This is a genomic window from Streptomyces sp. NPDC025721 (genome assembly GCF_055558595.1).
In genome coordinates, this window is record NZ_JBVHMF010000020.1 from 127,464 (window position 1) to 148,623 (window position 21,160).

General features: G+C 69.8%; 12 protein-coding genes. 3 read left to right on the forward strand and 9 right to left on the reverse strand.

Features of this window, described 5'->3' with window-relative positions; translation table 11 throughout:
• Positions 1-115: 115 nt before the first annotated feature.
• From ACZ4EF_RS25705 to ACZ4EF_RS25745, 9 genes are all read right to left on the reverse strand, one after another.
• Positions 116-1,006, reverse strand: coding sequence for a D-alanyl-D-alanine carboxypeptidase family protein (locus ACZ4EF_RS25705; RefSeq protein ID WP_355336455.1), 891 nt, complete (start codon positions 1,004-1,006; stop codon positions 116-118).
• Positions 1,007-1,195: 189 nt separating this feature from the next.
• Positions 1,196-2,389: a PD-(D/E)XK nuclease family protein gene (locus ACZ4EF_RS25710; protein WP_402710378.1), complete on the reverse strand. Its 1,194-nt coding sequence runs from the start codon at positions 2,387-2,389 to the stop codon at positions 1,196-1,198.
• A gap of 241 nt (positions 2,390-2,630) precedes the next feature.
• Positions 2,631-3,722 carry a hypothetical protein gene (locus ACZ4EF_RS25715; RefSeq protein WP_467344541.1) on the reverse strand — a complete coding sequence of 364 codons (1,092 nt, stop codon included), beginning with the start codon at positions 3,720-3,722 and terminating at the stop codon, positions 2,631-2,633.
• Positions 3,723-3,804: 82 nt separating this feature from the next.
• Entirely contained in the window at positions 3,805-5,883 is a 2,079-nt protein-coding gene (fxlM, locus tag ACZ4EF_RS25720; RefSeq protein WP_467506495.1) for a methyltransferase, FxLD system, read from the reverse strand.
• A 26-nt stretch (positions 5,884-5,909) separates the two neighbouring features.
• A complete protein-coding gene (locus ACZ4EF_RS25725) occupies positions 5,910-7,205 on the reverse strand; it encodes a lanthionine synthetase C family protein (RefSeq protein WP_467506496.1) in 1,296 nt (431 codons plus the stop codon).
• Complete coding sequence (locus ACZ4EF_RS25730; protein WP_467506505.1) at positions 7,199-10,123, reverse strand: lantibiotic dehydratase; 2,925 nt, start codon at positions 10,121-10,123, stop codon at positions 7,199-7,201. Before ACZ4EF_RS25730 ends, ACZ4EF_RS25725 begins: the two co-directional genes overlap by 7 nt.
• A 245-nt stretch (positions 10,124-10,368) precedes the next feature.
• Positions 10,369-10,545: an FxLD family lanthipeptide gene (locus ACZ4EF_RS25735; protein WP_402710381.1), complete on the reverse strand. Its 177-nt coding sequence runs from the start codon at positions 10,543-10,545 to the stop codon at positions 10,369-10,371.
• A gap of 185 nt (positions 10,546-10,730) precedes the next feature.
• Positions 10,731-11,330 (reverse strand): DUF6907 domain-containing protein, encoded by a 600-nt coding sequence (locus ACZ4EF_RS25740; RefSeq protein WP_467344538.1) that lies wholly within the window; start codon positions 11,328-11,330, stop codon positions 10,731-10,733.
• The gene (locus ACZ4EF_RS25745) at positions 11,327-11,854 is read right to left on the reverse strand and encodes an ATP-binding protein (protein WP_467344537.1); all 528 of its coding nucleotides are present in this window, start codon (positions 11,852-11,854) and stop codon (positions 11,327-11,329) included. Before ACZ4EF_RS25745 ends, ACZ4EF_RS25740 begins: the two co-directional genes overlap by 4 nt.
• A gap of 206 nt (positions 11,855-12,060) precedes the next feature.
• Here ACZ4EF_RS25745 and ACZ4EF_RS25750 point away from each other — a divergent pair, with 206 nt between their 5' ends.
• From ACZ4EF_RS25750 to ACZ4EF_RS25760, 3 genes are all read left to right on the forward strand, one after another.
• Positions 12,061-13,305 carry an XRE family transcriptional regulator gene (locus tag ACZ4EF_RS25750; protein ID WP_467344535.1) on the forward strand — a complete coding sequence of 415 codons (1,245 nt, stop codon included), beginning with the start codon at positions 12,061-12,063 and terminating at the stop codon, positions 13,303-13,305.
• Entirely contained in the window at positions 13,296-13,838 is a 543-nt protein-coding gene (locus tag ACZ4EF_RS25755) for a GNAT family N-acetyltransferase (protein WP_467344533.1), read from the forward strand. The genes ACZ4EF_RS25750 and ACZ4EF_RS25755 overlap by 10 nt, the downstream gene beginning before the upstream one ends.
• 313 nt (positions 13,839-14,151) lie before the next feature.
• Positions 14,152-21,069, forward strand: coding sequence for a glycoside hydrolase domain-containing protein (locus ACZ4EF_RS25760; protein ID WP_467506497.1), 6,918 nt, complete (start codon positions 14,152-14,154; stop codon positions 21,067-21,069).
• Positions 21,070-21,160 lie beyond the last annotated feature (91 nt).

Consider the following 21,160-nt stretch of genomic DNA (forward strand, 5'->3'; position numbering starts at 1 on the left):
ACGAAGGCCCCGCTCACCGGAGACGGCGAGCGGGGCCTATTCGTCAGCGCCCCTTCGTCAGGGGGCTTCTTGATCAGCGGGCCCTCTCGTCAAGGGCTCTCGTCGAACAGGCGCGTCAGCGCTTGAAGGCGTAGTCCATCAGCTTCTTGGCGTCCGTCGCCCGCTGGTTCACCGAGCTGGACGACAGGACGGTCCCGATCACGGTGCGGTTGCCGCGGGTGGCGGCGAAGACGAGGCAGTAGCCGGCCTGCGGGCCCGAGCCCGTCTTGAGGCCGATCGCGCCGCTGTAACTGCCCAGCAGCGTATTGGTGTTGGTCCAGGTGTAGTAGCGGTAGCCGTTGCTCTTGGTGGTGGCCTTGGTCTTGATGGAGCGGGTCTTCACCACCGAGCGGAAGTCGGCGCTCTTCATGGCGGTGCTCGCGAGCTTCGTCAGGTCGCGCGGCGTCGAGTAGTTGTTCCCGTTGCCGATTCCGTCGAAGGAGTCGAAGTGGGTGTTCTTCAGGCCCAGCGCCTTGGCGGTGGAGTTCATCTGGCCGACGAACTGCTTGACCCGCGCGGCGCGCGTGGAGCCCACGCCGTACTTGTCGGCCAGCGCGTACGCCGCGTCGCAGCCGGACGGCAGCATCATCCCGTACAGGAGCTGCCGCACGGTGACCTTGTCGCCGACGATCAGGCGCGCCGAGGAGGCGTTCTTGCTGACGATGTAGTCGCTGTACGCCTTCTGGACGGTGACCTTGGCGTTCAGGTTGAGCTTCTTCTGCCGCAGCACCACCTCGAAGGTCATGATCTTCGTGGTGGAGCCGGTGGACCGCTTGGTGTCGGCGGTCTTGGTGTAGTAGGTCGTGCCCGTCGAGTTGTTCATCACGTAGCCGCCCTTGGCCACGATCGGGGGCGGCGCGGGCGTCGCCGCCTGGGCCGTGGAGCCGAGCGCTCCGACGGTCAGTACGGCGCCCGCGGTGACGGCCACCACGGACGTACGACGAATGGCCTTGCTGCCGGTTATCACGTTGATTGCTCCAAATGCCCCTGCGGCGCGGTCACACGAGAGTGTGCGGCTCGAAGGTGAGACGCGCCACCCGGCCGGATGGATGTGGTGCCCGGCCGGTTCTCACCGAGTCGTTATCCACCGGAGATGTGGCGATGACGATCAACACCTTCGGCTCGCCCGTCGGCGGCACTCGTTTGTGGTGTTTCGTCACGGGACGAGACCGCCGACTGCGCTGTCGAGAGCTTGTATCTGCCAGGGCCAGGTTGTACGGACGTGCTCCGCGAGCGTTCCCGCGTAGTGAGCAAGCAGCCTTTCTGCGTCAGTTGGGGGTTCCAACTCCAGATATTTCCACCAGACCCACTTGCCCCACGGGCGTTCGTCCGCCACTCCCCATGTGGCACGCAAGGACGCGCGCACATCCGGATCGTGCGCGTATACGCCCCAGAACGGGCACTCTTCCTGGATATCGGGATTCGGCCTGGTCCGTTGACCGAAGCCCATTCCGAACAGGGCTCTGCCGTCCGCTCCGAGCCACCGCTGTCGTGCCAGGAGTACGGCGTCCTCGGTGTATTCCTTGCCGGCCGAACCGACTACTTTGGATGGGAAGGAGCTTGCCACGAGACCGTCTCCAAGTTCGGGGGAGACGGATTCCAGCGCGGTGACTACGTACTGGGGCAAGTGGGCGAGGAGTGCTTTGGCCGCCGCCTGGGCCTGGAGAAGATTCCGACCGTGCGCGAGCCAGAAGCGCGCTGCTTCTTGATCTGCGGGATCCATGGCGAGCATCTTCTCCAAGGTGGCCAGGTAGTCGTGGGCGACGGCTCTGCCCTTGGCTGCGGTTGGTGTCCGCGGCTTTGGCGCGCTCTCGAGGCACTGTCGTAGGTCTGTCGCGAAATCGGTGAGCCCCAGCGGCTCGAAGCGCCGATCGGTGGGCTGTTGGCAACGGCGCGTGAGAAAGACCAGGACAGGATGGGGCATGTTCGCGTGATCGTCCGCCTGCCGGGTGGTCTGCCCTTCACCCTCGGGGGAGTTGATCTTGAGCTCGATCACAAGAGTGTGCTTTGGCATTGTCACCACGATGTCCGGCCGGCTGGACGCGGCGACGGCTTGAGTCCTGACCCGTGCCCCGATCAGCTCATCCGTCGACGGCGAATCGGCCGCGAGGAAGCGCTGGAGCAGCGCCCGCAGGACTGTTGGCCCCAGATAGTGCGGTGCGAGTGGGTCGAGAAGCCAGGCGATGAGACGCTCATGGTGTATCTCGACCTCGGACTGCCCAAGCACTTCAAGTGTGGTCGCGGGGCCCGGTAACCAGAGTCCCTTCACCGCCAGGACATCCAGTTCTGCCTGGAGGGCTGCCCAATAGGAAGGATCGGGTATCGCGGTGCTGTCGGGAGCCGTCGGCACGGAGTCCCCTCCGGAGAGTGATGGGTAGCGGCGCGCCCGTTCAGATGACGCCCGGGCCGGTCGATGAGTGGCGTTGGGACGGCTGGCCGCAGGGCTCTCAGGTTGCAAGAGGAACATTTCACAGCCACGGATGGCACGTCCCATGAACGGGCTTTCCCCCTGGGCGTATTGATGAGGATGAGGCAGGCAGGGGCTGAAACGGGACCTTGCTCGGCAGGAATCGGCATCGTCAGGAGCGGTGCTACGCAGGCCGCGTGAGCACCGTGTCAGCGGCGTCGAGTACAGCTGAAAGGTCGGTATACAGCTCCTGATGGAGGGTGCTCGCTCCGAGGGCGCAGGCTTGGGCCAGACCGTGGAAGTGCTGGGCTTCCCTGGCAGTGCTGAGAGAGGTGGCCAGGGGGTGCGCCAGGAGTTCGCGGGCTGCGTAGCCGTCACCGGCGTCTGTGGTTCGGCGGACCAGGCTCGCGGTGAGGCGGCGCGCCTCGGGATGATCTGCGGTGCTCATCGTGTCGAGGACGGTGAGGCCGAGGCGGATGTCGAAGACGGTCAAGCCCGGTTCCGCCTCGTGGGTCAGGTAGGCATTGACCAGGTCGGTGATGTGCTCCTCAACCGGCTGGCCATTGTCGTTGCGGCACAGAACCATGAGGCACGCCGTGACGATCTGCTCCCATGGTTCGCCGGGTGATGTGTTGGTGAGCAGTTCGGTGGCGCGGTTGGTGTTGCCTTCGACCAGGGCCGCGACGACGGCGACTTGGCGGCCGTCGAGCATGCGGGTGCCGATGCCGCGGTGTTGCTCGATGTGGGCCAGGGCTTCGGGCCAGCGGCCTGTGGTGGTGAGGGTGCGGGTGCCGTCGGCGAGGAGGACGCGCCAGAGCCAGGCGTGGACGTCGCGGCGGTCTTCGTCGGTGGGGGTGAGGTTGGCCGGGACGGTGATGCCGTCGAACGTGGCGGGGGTGGCGGTGCCGACGGCTTCGTAGAGGGCGAGGAGGCGTTGGCGGGCGTCGTAGGGGTGGCCGGCGCGGATCTGTAGGCGAGCGAGGTTGATCAGGGGTTCCAGGGCGCGGATGGCGCTCGTGGCGGGGAGTGGACAGGCGTTGAGGTACGCCTGGGCGTGGCGGTGGCACAGGGAACGGGCGAGGTCGGGGAGGCCGACGTCGGAGGCGAGGAGTGCCGCCTGGTTGAAGACGGCGGAGGCCAGCCCCTGGTCCTTCTGCGCTGCTGACCGGTCGGCGAGGTCGACCAGGGCTTGGATGCGGTTGGGCAGAGGGAGGCAGGCCGGGCGGAAGCGGGCGACGAGTGGGAAGCGTTTTGCCATGGGGCCGTGCGGGTCCATAGATCCGCCTGTCGGTGGCGATGGGGGTTGGGGGCCAGGAGGCCCGGCGGGTGCGCCCTGCGGGCCCCTGCGTGAGCTGGCGTTACCGCCAGTCGATGACGATGCGGTTCAGCGGAGTGTCGACGGCGAAGAGGCCGGAGCGCTGCTCGATCGCGGGGGCGTCGAGGGGCTGGATCCCGAAGGTAGCCTCGCGGCTCCGGTAGTCGTGATCCCAGGTACGGATCACATCGGCGACCTTCGCGGCCAGCTCGCCGCCTCCGGACCCGTGGCTGATGACACCGAACTCCCAGAGCTTGCCGCCGTCCGGCGTGGTCTTCTCCGAGAGACGGCGGGCCAGGTAGGTGACGGCCGCCTTGTCGACGGCCGCCGTTGAGGACGGGTACGGGTCGTCGGTGAGCAGCGTGCCCTTGGCCTGGGCCGGGAACAGCATTCGGATCAGACCGGAGGGCAAGGAGCAGGAGACGAACAGTTCCATCCACTCGGCGGACTCCGAAGCGGCGAACAGCGTCCCGGTCCACACTTCGGAGCGCGGCTGTTCCAGGACTCCGGCCAGGGCCTCGGCGTCGATGGGCTGTCCGGCGGGGGCCTGGAGCCGTACGGTCCCGTCCGTGCTGAGGAGGATGACGCGGCGGTCGTCGTCGGCGATGCCGCGCCGCAGGGGCATGAAGGTGTTCATCTTGCTGCTGACGCTGGTCCAGTGGCCGTCGCGCTGCTCGTAGGCGATGGAGCGCGACACACTGCCCTTGAGCCGTTGCGGGACGACGAGGCGTCCGCCGGGTGCGAGTTGCTGCATCCAGGCGTGCGGGACGCCGTGTGCGCCGACGGTGGCGATGATCCGGTCGTACGGTGCCCCCGCGGCGTGGCCGACGGCGCCGTCACGGGTCAGAACGTCGACGTTGGAGACACCGGCGGTAGCCAGGTGTGCACGGGCGCCTTCGACAAGGTCGTCGTCGACGTCGATGGTCGTGACGTAGCCGGTGTCGCCGACCAGGTGGGCGAGAAGGGCGGCGTTGTAGCCGGTACCGGCGCCCAGTTCGAGGATGCGTTCGCCGGGGCGGGCGTCCAACTGGTCCAGCATGAGGGCGACGACTCCAGGCTGGGAGGCGCAGGAGATCGATGTGCCGTCGGTGTCGTACTTGATGTTGACCGGCGCGTTGGCGTAGGCGTCTTCGAGGGACGCATCGGGTACGAACAGGTGGCGGGGAACGGTACGCAGCGCCGTCTCGACAACGGTTGTGCGGGCGTATCCGGACGCGCGGATCTGGTCGACCAGGGCGATGCGGAGCCGGGCGGCTTCGGCGTCGTGTGTGGTGGTCGTGTCGGTGGTCACCGCCTCGACGCTAGTGGTCCGGGGCGTGCCCTTGGCGGACGACGCGGTGTAGTCACTCGATCCCATGACTGCCTCTCGTGCGGTGGTGAACAGGGCGCTCTGGTCGCCCAAGGGGAGACCGGCGCGGTTGGCGTGGAAGATGACGTGGTGGGCGATGACGGCCCTTAGGCCGCGGGTGAGTCCGCCGGCGGCTGCGAGGTGCGCCACGGTCGAACCGGCCCGCTCGAAGGCGGTCACCCACTCGGCGTGCCCGTCGAGCGCACCGTTCGGGACGCACAGGCTGTGGACGTCGACTGTCATCAGGGCGCGCATCGCCGGTATCAGGGCGGCGGCCCGCTTCAGAGGGAAGTCGGTGACCGGTCGCAGTGCGGCGGCCTTCGCCCATACGTCACCCTGCTCGTACCAGTCCAGGTTGGCGGCGCGCATCATGGCACTGGCCAGAAGGACAGCGGTCTCCCGGCGGCCCAAATGCACTTGGCCGGGCCGGTAGGTGAGCAGGTGGCGGCTGTCCAGGTGGAACAGGTCGTGGGCGGCGTCCATGGCCTCCGCACCGCCGAAGGCGGTTATCTCCGGCTCGTAGACGCAGGGCAGCCACGATCGGACCGAGCCGCTGCCGACAAGATCGCTCAGCACCGATTCGACCAGAGGCGACGGCTCGTCGGCACGGTAACGCAGCGGCCAGGGCTGTTTGTTCATGAACCACCAGCCGGTGAGCTCCCCCTCTTCCTCGGCCCCGAGCAAGGCCGGACCGAGCCGTTCGACGAGGACGCGGTTGCCGGTCGTGCGATCGGTGAAGGTGATGTTGTGCTGCTGCCAACGGTCCGAGGGCATAAAGGCGGTCCTTCGATCGAGGGGCGTCAGGCGATGAGCAGGCAGGCGTCCCAGTCGGAGACGGGCGGCGCACCGGCAGCCGGGGACTGGAGTGCCAGGGCGATACCGGCCGCGCCGTCGAGGAACCCGGGGCCGACCCCTTTCACCAGGGCACCGGCGGTCTCGACAGGGTCGGTCTCCTGGGGGCAGACAGCTGTCAGGAGAGCCGGAATCGTCGCGCGGAGCCGCACCTCGGTTGTGTGGTGGGCGTCGTCAGCGGTCCTGGCGGCAACGTGAGCGAGACCGGCGAAGCCGTGGCAAAGACCGCTGTCGGTAGTGGCCTTGAGCTGTGCGGGATCGGTATGGGCGGCTACGAGAGCCGTCTCCGCCTCGATTTGGCGGTCGATGTCGCCGAGCGCGAGAGCGGCGAGTTGCTGGGCGCGGGCGAGACCCGCGGTGCCGTAACACCATGACGGTCGCCGTGGCCGGGCAGGGGTGAGACGTCCGGTCCGCAGCTCGTCGCGCGTGACCCAGTACGGCCAAGCCAGGTCGGGGCCGGTGCTCTTGGGCCAGAGGTCGAGCCAGTCCAGGATCGTACGGAGGGCTTCGCGATGGCCGCTCACGACCGTGCCGCGGCGGGCGGCGACGGCCAGCAGCGCGAGCACGCCGCCGATGCCGTGCGCCATTCCGTTGTTGGCGTGGCCGCCCCGGTAACGGTCGTCGGGCCGACCGGAGGGCCCGGTCGCAGTCCACCAGCCCGGTAGGAACTCACCGTGGTGGACGACCGGCTCGGTGAGCCGTACGCAGTAGTCGAGGACGGCTCGTGCTGTGGAGCTGGACGGGTCACGTCGCAGGAGATAGGCGCCGTAGCCGGTCAGGCCGCGCATCGCGTCGAACTCCGCCAGTTGCGGAAGGCGGCCGACGTCGATTCGCCGGTGTGCCGCGTCGAGACGGCGCTGAACGTCCGTGGCGATCCGGGCGTCGAGGGAGGCAAGGGCGCGGTGGTAAGTGGTGCCGGCCTGGTGTTCGGCGGCGCGGGCCACAACATGGGCCAGGGCGGGGGCTCCGTAGAAGGGGTGGCTGTCAGGGCCGCTGATGAACGGCTTGCTGGTCGTGACGGCCAGCCAGTCGTGGGCACGTTGCCACGGGCCGAGGTCGCGAGCGGCCCGTTCGATATGGAGCAGGGCGATACCCAGCGGACCGTAAGCGAGTTGCTGTCGTTCGCTGGTCAGTGTCCGAGGGGCCATGGGCGCGGTGCCGGGGTCGGCCAGAAGGTCGGCGATGGCGTTTGCCACTGAAGCTGCGCAGGCTGCGGTTGCGGTTGCGAAGTGCTGAGTCACCATGCCCGCCGGGACATCCAGGCCAGGGCGGCGGCGCGCGTGAGGCGGAGACAGATCTCTTCCTCCGAGAAGTCGACCGCCAGGTGGCGGACGAAGTGCACGTGCAGGAGCGAGGAGAGGACATCGTCCAAGCGGATGCCGTGGGTGTCCGGGCCTGGCAGGAGCGCCCGGTAGGCGGCGAGCGCCTGGTCCCGGTCGGCCCACGCGTCCACGACGGCCTGCCCACCGGGTACGCCTCGCAGGGCCGCCCAGCCGTCCGACGGATCTGCCAGGCGAACGACCTCCGCGTACTCCGGCCGCGACACCGGCCTGGACGGGGCGGAAGGTCTGGACGGAATGTGGTCGATCAGCCAGCGCATCCCGGCTTCGGCGCTTCCGAGGAACGAGTTGGCGATTGCGATCGTGTGCGCGGCGACCAGGACACGGTGGTGAGGACGCTGTGGCTGGCCGAGTTGGGCGACGACGGCGCGGGAGTCCGCGCGGAAGACTTTTTCGGCAGCCTTCCACGCGGTGCCGGAGCCCCAACGGCCCATCTCCCGGTAGGAGGTGGGGAAGCGCAGGTCCGACAGCAGCCGGGCGGCGCGCAGTTCGTTCGCCCAAGCGGCGACGATACGAGCGGTCTCGGCGAAGGCTTCTGGACGGGGCAGCACGATCCGTACACGCAGGTGGTGGTCGGGATCGCGGAAGCGGATGAACCACCACGGCGGGGCGCCGAGCCGGTTCAGCAGTTCTGGGATGTGCTGGCCCAGCAGCGCGTCTTGGCGGCGCGGGTCGCCGTACAGGGTGGCCAGCAACAGGCAGGAGACGCCAGGGGGTTGGATCTGCTGCCCTGAGAAGGCGCGAGCGGGGGTGGGGGTCGGCAGGAGCGGCCAGGCCGGCGGTCGTGTCGCTTTGAGCGGTACGACGACCTCGTGCGCCCGCCCGCCGCACCAGCCGTACGCGTCGGCGGCTGGGGCTTCGACGAGGACGGCCGAGGACGCGCGGAGGTGATGGTGGCGCAGCAGGCTCCGGTGCGCGGCCTGGGCGAGGTCCAGGTACAGGCGCCGATCGGACTCGGCGAGTTCGACCCGGCACGGCATCCGTCGTCCGGTCCGCCACTCTTCAAGTGCGGCGTCCCACTGGGCCTGGGCGCTGGCGCGGCCGGGCAGTTCGCAGGCGTCCAGCCGCCACCGTGCGGGGGCGAGCACCGTACGCCCGTAACGGATCCTCGGCAGGTACGGCATCGCGTTCGCGGCGCCCCAGTCGAAGGTCGTGACCTGCGCGCACTGGGCACGCGACAACTCGGCGACGAAGCGGACCAGCGGTGGGGTGTGCGTGACGAGGTTCAGCGCGTGCATGCCCACCGCTTCAACCCGGACCCCGTGTTCAGGCGCGGCGAGGTACATGCGGCGGCCGTCGCATGCCACGGCCAGGTCGTCCGGGGTGAGTACGCCGGCGCTGGTGGCGCGGTGTTCCTGGACACTGATCACGGTGGGCAGGACCTGCGGGGCACGGGTGACATGGGCGCTCGACGCGAGCAGCGGCGGGAACGACAACTGCGCGGGGACGGTACCGGCGTCGGCGGTCGGCAGATCCGCCAGTTCCGCTGACAGGTGCTCGCGGTCTTCAGTCGTCAGCACGCCGAGGAACCGCCCGGTAGTGACGCCGAAACCCCGTGACACGCTGACTACTTCGAGGCGGAATCGACCACGGGCCAGCTCCTCCGCGGTGTCCGCATGCACCCGGACGCCGATCTCCAAGTGCGGTGGGATGCGCGGGTTTTCGGGGCCGAGGCTCATCGCGTCGATCAGCTCGTCCGTGAGGACGACCTCGTCGCGGCCGTCTAGGGCGGCTGCCTGCGCAAGCCGTACAAGCGTGTCGTCGCGTACGGACAGCCGGGAACGGCGGGTGTCTGCGGCCGCGCCCGGATAGCCGTCGGGGAAGCCGGTGCCGCTGTCGGCGACCACTTCCTTGAGCGGGACCATCGTGCCGATGCCGTACCGCTCGTAGAACCGTCGCTGGTACGCCTTCCACGCCTCGGTCCCGTACGGGGCGGTGCTGACCCGGGCCAGGACGAAGGCGGCCCGCTCGACCTCCCGGGCCACTTGCTCGGGCAGTTCGGTCTCCGCGTCAAGGCGAAGGTCCAGCGCCAGGGGGTGGCCGCGAAGTTCCGGCACCAAGGCACGCATCCACGCGGCAACACCGGCGCGACCCTCGCGGGAGCCGCAGCCGCGCAGGCCGGTCCGCACAGCGTGCAGCGTCTCGACCGCCTCTGCGACTGGCGCCACCGTGGCCGCCTCCACCGCGTCGAGCTGCTCCACCGTGTAGGACAGGGCGTCCGTCTCGGTGCTCGGGGTGCGCAGGTTCGTGATCAGGACCTCGTTGCGAATCAGCTCTCGCACAAGGTGACGGGCTCGCTCCGCGTTCGCGGTGGGGAAGTCGGATACGAGCTTGTCCACGAGTACGTCGGCGCGGATCGGCTCCGAGGCCATTTCGAGCACCGCCCGCACCGGTTCGGTCAGAGCCACGGATGCCTCGACCCTGCGCGTCCGAGCGCTCGTGGTGTCGGACCGGTACGGCACGATGAGGCGATCACCACGGTGGGCAGCGGCGTTGTTGACGACCACCAGCAGGCGGTCCACCAGTTCGGGGCAGGACTCCAGCCGCTCGACCACGGCCGTCAGCCATTCGGCGCTCGCCCGGCCGATCACCGCGTGGTTCGTACCCCACCTCGCGCTCGCCCCCGACCCTGGTCCCAGCGCGGCAGTGGTCACCCCCGCGAACAGGCCGAACGGCGTGGGCCGGTGCTCGGCGCGCAGTACGTAGCGGGCCACGGACACGACCGCGCGACGCACGTCGGACGCGGCGGGGCCGTCGGAAGAACACAAGGCACGTACCTGGGAGGCGAGATCGGGGCTGGCGTGGGCCAACGCCTCGGCCATGTCCTCCTCGGACCACACGTGCCGTAACCAGGCAAGGCGGGCGGCCTCACCGCAGGCCGACGTGTCGTCGATGCCCGGGCAGGGCGGAATGGAAAGTTCGGGCCGGGCCACCGCACGTACGAGCGCGGTGCGACCGGCACGGAACGCGGTTGCGGGCATAGCGACCTCCTGGTCCCGATCTGGCGGCCGGTGCCCTCACGCGGTGAGCGGTGAAGGCACCGGACAGAACTGTCGTGCGGCTTGGATCAGGCGACGCTGGACACGCAGGCGCCACAGGTCGAGCCACAGCCGTCGTCCGTCAGGTTGACCAGACCGGCGGTGTCGCCGATCTCGACCAGGGTGACGTCCAGCTCGAAGTCGTCCTGCGCGGTCGTGCCCACGGTCGCGGGCCCCGCGCCGATGGTGTGCGTGATGTTGGCCATGCCAACTCCTCCTGGTGGGTTGTGAATACGGACACTGCTTCTGCCAACCGCCATGCGCAGCGCGGGAGAGCCCCGTCAAGGCGTGGGCGGTCGCTATGGGTTTGCGCTGGGTTGGTGTCCCGGGGCTGATGGGCCCGAACGGTTGACGCAGCCGCCTGGCTGCGCGGAGCGCAACGTTTGTGTTCCTACGAGGACATGGATGAGGGAGGTTCCGGGAACTCCGAGTTGCTGTCCGTCCGGGCGTCCTGGTCCCGCACGGGATGGTGGGCTTCCCAGTCTTTGCGGGCGGCGATCAAGGCCGGACGCACCTCGCGTATGAGGAGTTCGGCCTGGTCGAGGAGGCGCGCGGCGATCTCGGCGACTCCGTCCGGATCGAGACCGGCGATCCAGTGCTCGGGGCACACCTGGATGTTGACGACCGGGAGACGAAACCGTGGATCGGAGGCGTACGGAGCGCAGTCGATACTGCCCCCGAGAACCACCTCCTCCTCCGCGGCGTTTCCCGGCCACGTTTCCACGAGGCTCACCGTCTGGCCCTCGAAGAAGGTGCGATGCTCGATGTGCGTCAGCCGGAGGGGCAGCAAGTCGAACGGCACTCCGGACTCGCTCGGATCGTCCTCCGCCCAGTCGGGCAGGTAGCCGGAGACCTCCGGGCCGTTCGGCGTTGTGATCGTCCACCGTCCCGGCACGCTGAACGGCCTGGGCTGTTCCCCATTCGGGTGGGCATCGTCGGCCGGGCCGGGGGGATTTGCTCCGGCCTTGATGCTCGTGTGTTCACCACTCATGCGCTCACCGCCGCCAATAAGCCCGCGTCCGCGGTGAGCAGTCGCTGGAGCGTCGGTTCCATCAAGGCCACCGTCGTATCCCCATGCCCCGGCGGGCTCAGCACCGCGTAAACCAACTTCCCGTAGCCCTGCGACAGGTAGGCGTATCCCCACCTCGCACTGAGCGCGTCGACGAGTGCCAGGCCACGTCCGCCGTCCGACTCCAGTGACGACTTCTGCTGTACGGGCGGCCGACGCATCTGGTCGTAGACGGCGACGACGAGTCCGCTGTCCGCCATCCACAGGCCGACCGCGAACCGGGACCCGGTGCCGTGCCCTCCGTCGCAAGCCTCTGCGGAGTCATCGGCGGCGTGCTGCACCGCGTTGGTCGCCAACTCGGAGACGATCAGCACGGCGTTCTCCACGAGAGCCTCAGGCGCTGACCAACTGCGCAGGACACCCTCCGTATGTGCACGGACCCAGCGAACCGACGTCGGCTGGGAGTCGAGCTCCAGCCTGCTCTGGTAGCCCCTGCCGAATGTCATTGGTCACGCCTCTCGCCTGTCCGTGCCGATGCCATGGGACCGTCCGCCCCTGACGGCGGCTCAACCGCCCATGGACAGTCAACGCAGAGGCCGAGCGGCCGGAAAGGAAAGTCCGGGGGCGCCCGGCTCGGCGCCAACCGGAAAGTTCGAGGCGCGCGCACCGCACTCGCCTTCACCGAACGCTGAGGCGCGGCTACGGTGAGTGTGTGACGGGCAATATGCGACTCCGACTGCGGATGGCCGAAGTCGGCTTCACCCAGGCGGGTTTGGCCGAGGCCCTGAACGAATGGCTGCGCGCCGCAGGACACGAGGGCACGGCCACCGACCGGGTGGTCCGGTACTGGCTGACCGGAAAGACCCGCTGGCCCTATCGCCGTATGCGGCTCGCGTTGCAGGCAGTATTCGGGTGTTCCATGGAGGAACTCGGCTTTCTCCAGCCGCCACCCGCCAGCCCGTCACGCACCGCGGAGCAGCCCGTGAACCGTAGATCGTTTCTCGCTTCCACCACGGCCGGCGCAGCCGCCCCGTTACTGACCTCGCGCTCCACTGTCGGCACGACCGACGCCGAGCGCGTCCGCAACAAGCTGGACGTGTTGAACGCGCTGGACGACCAGACGGGCGGCACCACCAACTTGGAGGACAGCGCTTTGGCCGCGGCCAAGCAGGCGCTCGCCCTGCAGAACGGCGCGGCGACGCAGCGGGTGCGCAACCGCCTGTTCGGTCTGGCCGCGGATCTGACGGCCACCGCCGCGTGGGTCGCCCTGGACGCGCGGCAACTCGCACGCGCTCGGGCGCACTTGGACCAGGCGCTGAGCCTCGCCGGTATGGCGCAGGACTCCGTCACGCAGTTCCGTGTCTGGAACACACTCTCGATGCTCGGCTACAACAACCGCCACTACTCCGAGGCACTGGCCGCCGCGCAGGCAGCCCAACGGGTCGGCATTACCCGACGGGACCCCCTCTTCGCCTCCCTCGCCCATGCGCGTACGGCCATCGCTCACGCCGTCGTCGGGCAGAAACAACCGACTTTGCGCAACCTGGGCTACGCGCAGGAATCCCTCGGCAAGGCCGGGAGCGAAGCACGTCCGAGCTGGGTCGCCTTCTACGGGGCGGCGGAGCTCCACTCGCTCACCGCCATCGCGGAGGATCTGCTCGGCCGACACGAGGAATCCGAGGCGGCCTCCTTCAAGTCGTTGGCGACTCTTCCCCAGCGATTCCGCAGGAACCGGGCGCTCGTCACCGCACGCCTCGCGCTGGCGCAGGTGCACCAGGGAGACATCGAACAAGGCTGCGCCAGTGCCGAGCAGGTCTTCACCCTCATGGATGGTGGCCCTTTGCCCGGCCGTCTACGATCCGTGATCGGCGACTTCTACCGTGATCTGCTCACCGCCGCGCCGGACGCGAGGAGCGCGTACGAGTGGGGCGACCGATACCGCACCGAATGGAGCTGACTGTGCCCGACGTCATCGAGTTGCGCCCGTTCACGAGCGACGACCTCCCGACGGTCCGGCAGCTCCTGATCGACGTGCACGCCGACGCCTACGCCGACCAGATGGACGACGAATTCCACCAGCGCTTCCCCTGGTTCGTCGACCACTGGGGTGCGATGGACGGCTTCACCTGCGTCGTGGCCTACGACGGTGACGAACCCGTCGGCTTCGCGTACGGCGCACCTGCCGGTACCGGCAGGGAGTGGTGGCGCGAGTACCTCGTCCCCGCACCGGAGGACCCCTCCACCTTCTCGGTCTCCGAGTTGATGGTTCGGCCCCAGTGGCGGAAGCGGGGGATATCCGAGCGCCTGCACCACTCCCTGCTGCGAGACCGCCCCGAAGCCCTCGCCGTATTGCTGGTCGACACCACCCACCGCCGTGTCGAGGCGCTGTACGAAGCCTGGGGATACCGCCGTGTCGGCACGCAGCGCCCCTTCGCGGACTCGCCGCTCTACGCCGTGATGGTGGCTGAGCTGCCGTTGATCCAGGACTGAGACCGGTGGCCGTTGTGCCACGTGTGCGATGGACTCGACGTACAGGCATCGTCGAGCCGCTACACGCGGCGCCGGACTGCGGATGTCCGGTCACCGCGCTCACGCCCCGGCCCGTGCGCCCGGAGCGCACCTTCTGTGCGGATTCCGTTTGTCCCCCGTACGCCTTTCCCGTGTCTGATGGTGGACGTCCGTGGGCGCTTGCGGGAATACTCCGGCGTGTCCACCGCCATCTCACTCTGCACGCTCCAGTGTTGGGTTGACAACGTTGTCGTCCCGGGGTCGTGCGTGCGTTCCGCGACTCCGGAGAGGCCACATGCCCATCAGATCCCACGCCCCGACGCCGCGCGTGACGCCACCGGGAGCCGCCCGCGGGCACCACGGCCGCCTGCGCGCCACGGTCGCGGCGCTGCTCACCGGGTCGCTCGCCTTGGCCGCGCTGGCGGGCGCCGGTACGGCCGCGGCGGCACCCTCGGCCAAAGCGTCCAACACGTCGCACACGTCCGGCACGTCCGGCGCGTCGAGCGGCACCGACTACACCAAGCTCGTCGACCCCTTCGTCTCCACCGCGGGTGACGACGGCAACGACCTGCCGGGCGCCGAGGCGCCGCACAGCCTCGCCAAGGTCAACCCGCTGACCACACCGGGCCGCAACCACACCGGGTACGACTACAACGAGAGCCGCATCGCCGGGTTCACCGCGACGAATCTCGACGGCGTCGGCGGCTCGGGCGGCGGCGGTGACCTGCTGGTCGTCCCGACGTCCGTGCGCTACGACAAGCGCCCGGCGCCCAGCACGTACGCGCACCCGTACAGCCACAACGACGAGACGGCGACGCCCGGTTACTACCAGGTGGGGCTCGGGTCGGTCTCCGGGACCGCCTCGGCGGTGACGCGGGACGCCGGGACCGTCAAGGCCGAGATGACGGCGACGACGCGTACGGCCCTGGAGCGCTACAGCTTCCCCGACGGCGCCGAGCCCCAACTCGTCCTCGACCTCGCGAACAACTTCACCAGCCGCACCCGCACGACGATGAAGGCGACGACGCTCCCGAACGGGACGACCTCGATCACCGGCCTCATCGCGGGTTCGTTCAACGGCGCCTCGTACCAGCTCTATTACGCCGCCACGACCAATGTCCCGGTGACGTCGCTGAAGAGCTGGGGCAACGACGGCACGCTGGGCGACGCGACCACGCGGGACGGCTCCGACGCCGGAGCGGTCCTCGGATTCGACACGGCGGACGGGCGCGACGTCGAACTGCGCGTCACGCTCTCGCCGATCAGCGCGGACCAGGCCGTGACCGACCAGCGCAACGAGGTCGGCGGCCTCACCTTCGACCAGGCGCGCGCACGGACGAAGGCGGAGTGGAACAGCACGCTCGGCGCCGTCGCCGTCAGCGCGTCCGCGACGTCCGACCCCGGGTCGACGCTCACCAAGGAGTTCTACACGCACCTGTACCGGATGTACGGGCTGCCGGTGAACGCCACGAGCACCAGCGGGACCTACCGCGGCGCGGACGGCGCGGTGCACACCGCGAACGGCTTCACGTACTACGACGGCTGGTCCACCTGGGACGACTTCAGGAAGTACTCGGTCGAGGCGTACATCGACCCGGCCACGTACCGGGACCTGGTGCAGTCGCTCATCGTGCTCTTCGCCGACGCGCACGCCTCGGGCAAGAGCCTCGGCAGCCTCACCCACTCGGTGCCGACCGTGCGGTGGGAGCGCTCGGCGGTGGTGATCGCCGACGCGCTGTCGAAGGGCTACAAGAACTTCGACCGGCTGGACGAGGCGTATCCGGCGCTGCTGTCGTACTCGGGGTTCTACACGGGCGCGCAGTTGCGCCAGGGATACGTCACCGGTGATCCCGGTACGACGGTCCAACGCGGTTACGACCAGTGGGCGTTGTCCGTCATCGCGGGCGCGCTCGGCAAGGACGCGGACGCCGCCAAGTTGCGCACGCAGTCGACGATGGCGATCGACAACCTGGTGAAGTCCGGTGCCTGGACGGCCGGTGACGGCACCAAGGTCGGCCTGCTGACGCCGCGCGCGTCCGGCGGCGACTGGCAGAGCGCCGACTACGAGAAGTTCGAGGCGGCCGATCTCTACCAGGGCACGCTCTGGCAGTACCACTGGTACGACGCCTACGACATGGGCGGCCTCATCAAGGCCATGGGCGGCGCCAGGGCCGGAAAGGCCGCCGTCGACCACATGTTCGGCGAGGACTCCGCCCTCGACAACGGCTCGACCATGCTGCATTCCAACGCGAACGAGATCGACCTCCAGGCCCCGTACCTCTTCAACTACGTCGGCGAGCCCAGCCTGACGCAGAAGTGGGTGCGCGCCATCTACACCGGCTCGACCTGGAACCGGTACATCGCGACGGGCTCCACCAGCGAAGTCCCCAGCGGCGGCGGCGAGTTCACTCCGCCGGTCAAGACGCAGGTCTACAAGCTCGCCCCGAACGGCTTCCTGCCGACCATGGACAACGACGCGGGCACCATGTCGACCATGTTCGTCGCGGCGGCCCTCGGCCTGTTCCCGGTGACCGCGGGCTCCAGCCAGTTCCAGATCGGCAGCCCGTTCTTCGACTCCACGACGATCACGTACGCCAACGGCTCGCGCTTCACGGTGAAGGCCGGCGGGGTCTCGCCGACGAACTACTACGTGCAGAGCGCGACCCTCAACGGCAAGCGTTTCGGCGACACTTGGCTGGACTACTCGCAGATCATCGCCGGCGGGACCCTCGACTTCACCATGGGCGCCAAGCCCTCCCGGTGGGGCGTCGACACCAAGCCCGCGTATTCGCTGGACACCGACACCGGCCACGGCGGCACCGGAACGGGCAGCACAGGCACCGTCATGTCCGCCCGCCCGGACACCGTCGCCACCGCCGCCGACGGCTCCGTCCACGGCAGCGTGAAGCTCACCCTGTCGGGACCGGCGTCCTTCGCCGCCCGCAGCGGCACCAGCCTCACCAGGACCGGCGCGGCGAGCGTGACCGGCCTGCCCGGCGGCGTCACGGCCGACCTCCGGGTGACCGGCTCGCGTACGGCGACGCTGTCGCTCACCGGCACCGCGAAGGTCGACGCGCGCTACGGCATCACCTTCCGCGACGCGGCCTTCGCCCACGGCGTGCGCGCCTCCACGGTGAGCGGCACGGGCATCTCGGCGACCGACCCGCTGACCGTCTCCGCCGCCGCGGTGTACCGCGCCTCGCTCGGCGCGCTCGTCGACCAGGCGTCCCTGGTGCGCGGCGGCAACTACTCCGACGGCTCCTGGACGCTGTTCCGTTCGGCGCTGGAGCGCGCGCGGACCGTCCTCGCGGACACCGCCGCCAGGACGGGCACGCTCATGGCGGCGCAGGACGCGCTGCGTTCGGCCGCCGACGCGCTCACCCTCGACGAGGGCGGCTACGCCGTACTCCAGGCCGAGGCCCCCGACCAGATGGAGGGCCCCAGCCTCGTGAAGGAGGCGTACTACTCCGACGGCGACCTCGGCGGGGTCACCGAGGGCGCCTGGGAGCGGTACAACAAGCTGGACTTCGGCGGGGTCGCCCCGCGCAGCGTCGCGGTCCGCTACGCCAACTCGCAGGCCGCGAGCGCGAAGCCGAGCAGCGTGGACGTGCACGCGGGCGCCGCGGACGGTCCCGTCGTCGCCACCGTCTCCCTGCCCGGCACGGGCAGTTGGCAGACCTACACCACCGTGCGGGCGGCCGTCACCGACCCGGACGCGCTGCTGGCCGCGTCAGGTGCGACATTCGTCTTCCACGCGCCGTCCGGCCAGCAGTGGGTGTCGAACTTCGACTGGTACCAGTTCTCGCCCGAGGCGGTCTCCTCGTCGCCCTCGACCACGCTCGCCTCGCTCACGGCGGCCAACAGCACCACGACCGGCGGCGGTTCGCTGCCGCTCAGCCTCGGCAACGGCATCTTCGAGAACACCACGAACGGCGCGTGGGCCCAGTGGAAGGCCACCGACCTCAAGGACGGCGCCGACACCGTCACCGTCAGCTACGACAAGCCGCAGTCGCGCGCCGCGTCCGACTCGCACCTCGAACTGCACCTCGGCTCGAAGGACGGCGAGAAGGCCGTCGACATCCCGCTCGACTACACCGGCTCCGGCTGGGGAACCCTCGCCACCGCGACCGTCCAGCTCGACCCGGCGGTCTTCACCGGCGTCCAGGACGTGTACGCCGACTTCGTCTCCAGCACCCAGTCGTCCTCGCAGCCGTACGTGGCCAACGTCTACTCGCTGACCCTGACGCGCACCGCCGACGCCCCGGTGGGCTTCGACGCGACCGCGTTCGACTCCAACAGCGGCGGCGGCCTCAAGAGCGAGCCGGTCGGCTGGACCGGCTCCGGCTCCACCACCGACCTCGGCGGTACGTACAACGGCGCCTGGGCCGGCTACGGCGCCGTCGACTTCGGGTCCGCTCCGAAGAACACCGTCACCTTCACCTACGTCAACAACTCGGCGCGCTGCGGCACCGGTTCCGCCGTCCAGCTCTACCTGGACTCCTTCGACGCGGCCGATCCGGGGACGCCGTACGCGACCGTCCCGCTGCCGGTCACCGGAAGCGCGTGGTCGTCGGGAGGCACGACGAGCCTGACGCTGCCCACGCCGGTCACCGGCACCCACACCGTCCACCTGCGGCTGCTGACGACGCCGGACTCCTCGCACCCGTACGTCGCGAATCTGGGCCGGATCACCTTCAGCCACGTCGACACGCCCACCGCGACGGACAAGACCGCGCTGCGCGAGGCGATCGACCGGTACGCGGGACTGTCCGGTGACGCGGCGCGCTACGACACGATCGACTTCGGCGTGTTCCGGCGTGAACTCGGCTCCGCGCAAGCTCTGTTGGCCGCCGACGACGCGGCCCAGCTCGAAGTCGACACGCAGACCCGCAGCCTCACCCTCGCCGCCGACCAGCTGATTCCGCTGCCCCGGCTGCGACTTGAGAACCTGGTCGGCACGGCGTCGGCCCTCGACAACGTGCGCTACCCGGACGCGTCGTGGAAGGCGTTCACCACCGCGCTCACCGCGGCCAAGGCGGCCGTCGCGGACGACAAGGCGACGGACACGACGCTCACCGCGCGCTACCAGGCCCTCGACCGCGCGATGTCCGCGCTCAGGACGAAGCCCAAGACCGTTCCGGCCGCGCCCGGCGCGGTGTCGGCGACCTCGTCCGGCGCGAGTGTGACCGTCGCCTGGGCCGCGCCGCAGGACACCGGCGGCTCGCCCGTCACCGGCTACCGGATCAGCCTCGGCGACGGCCACCAGGTCGAGATCCGCGACCCGAACAGCCGCAGCACGGTGTTCACTTCGCTGCCCGCGGGCCGCTCGTACACCGCGCGCGTCCAGGCGCTGAACGCCGTCGGCGCCTCGCGGCAGAGCGCCGCCACCGCGCCCGTGGTGACCGGCGGCGGCAAGCCGCAGAAGCCGCACGTGACGGGGGTGACCACGGACGGCAGCCACGTCCGGGTGACCTGGCGGGCGGCCGGAGACGGCGGATTCCCGGTCATCGGCTACACCGTGACCCTCGACGACGGTTCCACCGCGCACCTTCCGGCCACGACCGGCACGGCGCTGCTCACGGTCTCGGGCAAGTCAGAGGGCAAGGCGGCGGGCACGACGGCGGCCAAGTCCGAGGGCAACACGGAGGGCAGGGCGGCGGGCAAGGCGGCGGCCAAGGCCAAGGCCCACTCGGTCACCGTCACCGCGGTGACGCTGGCCGGGACCTCGGACGACCCGGCCGCCGCTCAGGACGCGGCGGCCCCGGCGTACACCCCGTCCCCGTTCCCCGACGAGACGCTGAAGGCGAGCTACGCGTCGGACAAGTGGCCCGCGACCGGCGACGGTTCCGACTACTTCACCAACCTCCTCAGCGGTTTCGACCACCTCCCCTCCAGCGTCCTCGGCGCCAACTCCAAGGTCGCTAAGGGCGCCTCGCTCCCCGCGGAGAACGACGAGATCGCGGTGCGCGTCAACAACGCGGCCACGCAGAAGGAGGTCGACAGGGCCGAGGTCGACGCGACGCACAGCGCCACCGTCACCCTGGCGGACGGCCTCGGGTCCCGGCTCGGCGCGATCTACAGCGACGCGCTGAGCGGCGGCCAACTGCCCAAGACCAACGCCCTGTTCGGCCGGGTCACCCAGGGTCTCGACACCCACGACGCGGCCAAGGACCACTACGGCTACCTGCGCCCGTACGTCCGGCTCGGCTTCGTCGGCGACGGCGGGGACGTCTACGAGTCGCAGGACGGCTCGTACAGCGGCCTCGCCACCAGCGGCTCGTACCCGAGCGGTCACACGTACGGCGGTTACGAGGCCGGGACCGTACTGGCCACGCTCCTGCCGGAGTTGGCACCGTCGATCCTCGCCCGCACCTCGGAGTACGGCGACAACCGGGTCATCCTCGGCTTCCACTACCCGCTCGATGTCATGGGCGGGCGCATCACCGGACAGGCCACCGTGGCCCACCGGTGGGCCGACCCCGACTTCGCGCACCTGCTCACACAGGCCCACACCGAGATCGAGAACGTGCTGCTCGCGCAGTGCGAGAAGCGGGGATACGGAGACACGCTCGCCGCCTGCGCGGGCGACTCCTACGGCGGCCTCACCACGGCGCAGGACATCGACGTCTACACGCAGCGCCTGACCTACGGCTTCTCCCGTACGGGCAAGGCCGGTCAGCCCCTCACGGCGCCGGCCGACGCGGCGGCCCTGCTGATCACCGCGTTCCCCGACCTCACCGCCGGGCAGCGCACCCAGATCCTCCAGCAGACCGCCACCGACTCGGGCTACCCGCTCGACCTCACGGCGGACGGCGCACCGAGCTGGGAGCGGATCAATCTGGCCGCCGCGATGGCCGCGCGCGTCGTGGTCAACCACGACGGCTCGGTCACCGTCACCAACCACGCCGACGCCACGAAGGCGAGCGTCGCCGACGCGAGTGCCCTCAAGGTCGGGGGAGTCGCCGTCGACGGCTTCGACCCCGAGGTCTCCACGTATGTCGTCGACCTCCCCGCCAACGGCAAGGTCCCGGCCGTCACCGCCGTCCCGGCCCAGCCCGGCACCCGGGTCAAGGTCACCGACGGAAGCGCGGTCGTCTCCTCGACCGCGCCGCGCTCCACCACCCGCACCGTCACCCTGACCTCACCCAACGGCTCGGTGACCCGTACCTACACCGTCGCCTTCCACCGGTCCGCGCGGGGCAACGGGCACTGACCGCGCCCCGATCCGCGTAGCCCCGCGGGGCCCGACCGCATCCTGGCCGGGCCCCGCGGTGTGTTGCGCGGCTCGCGGGCGCAACACCCCT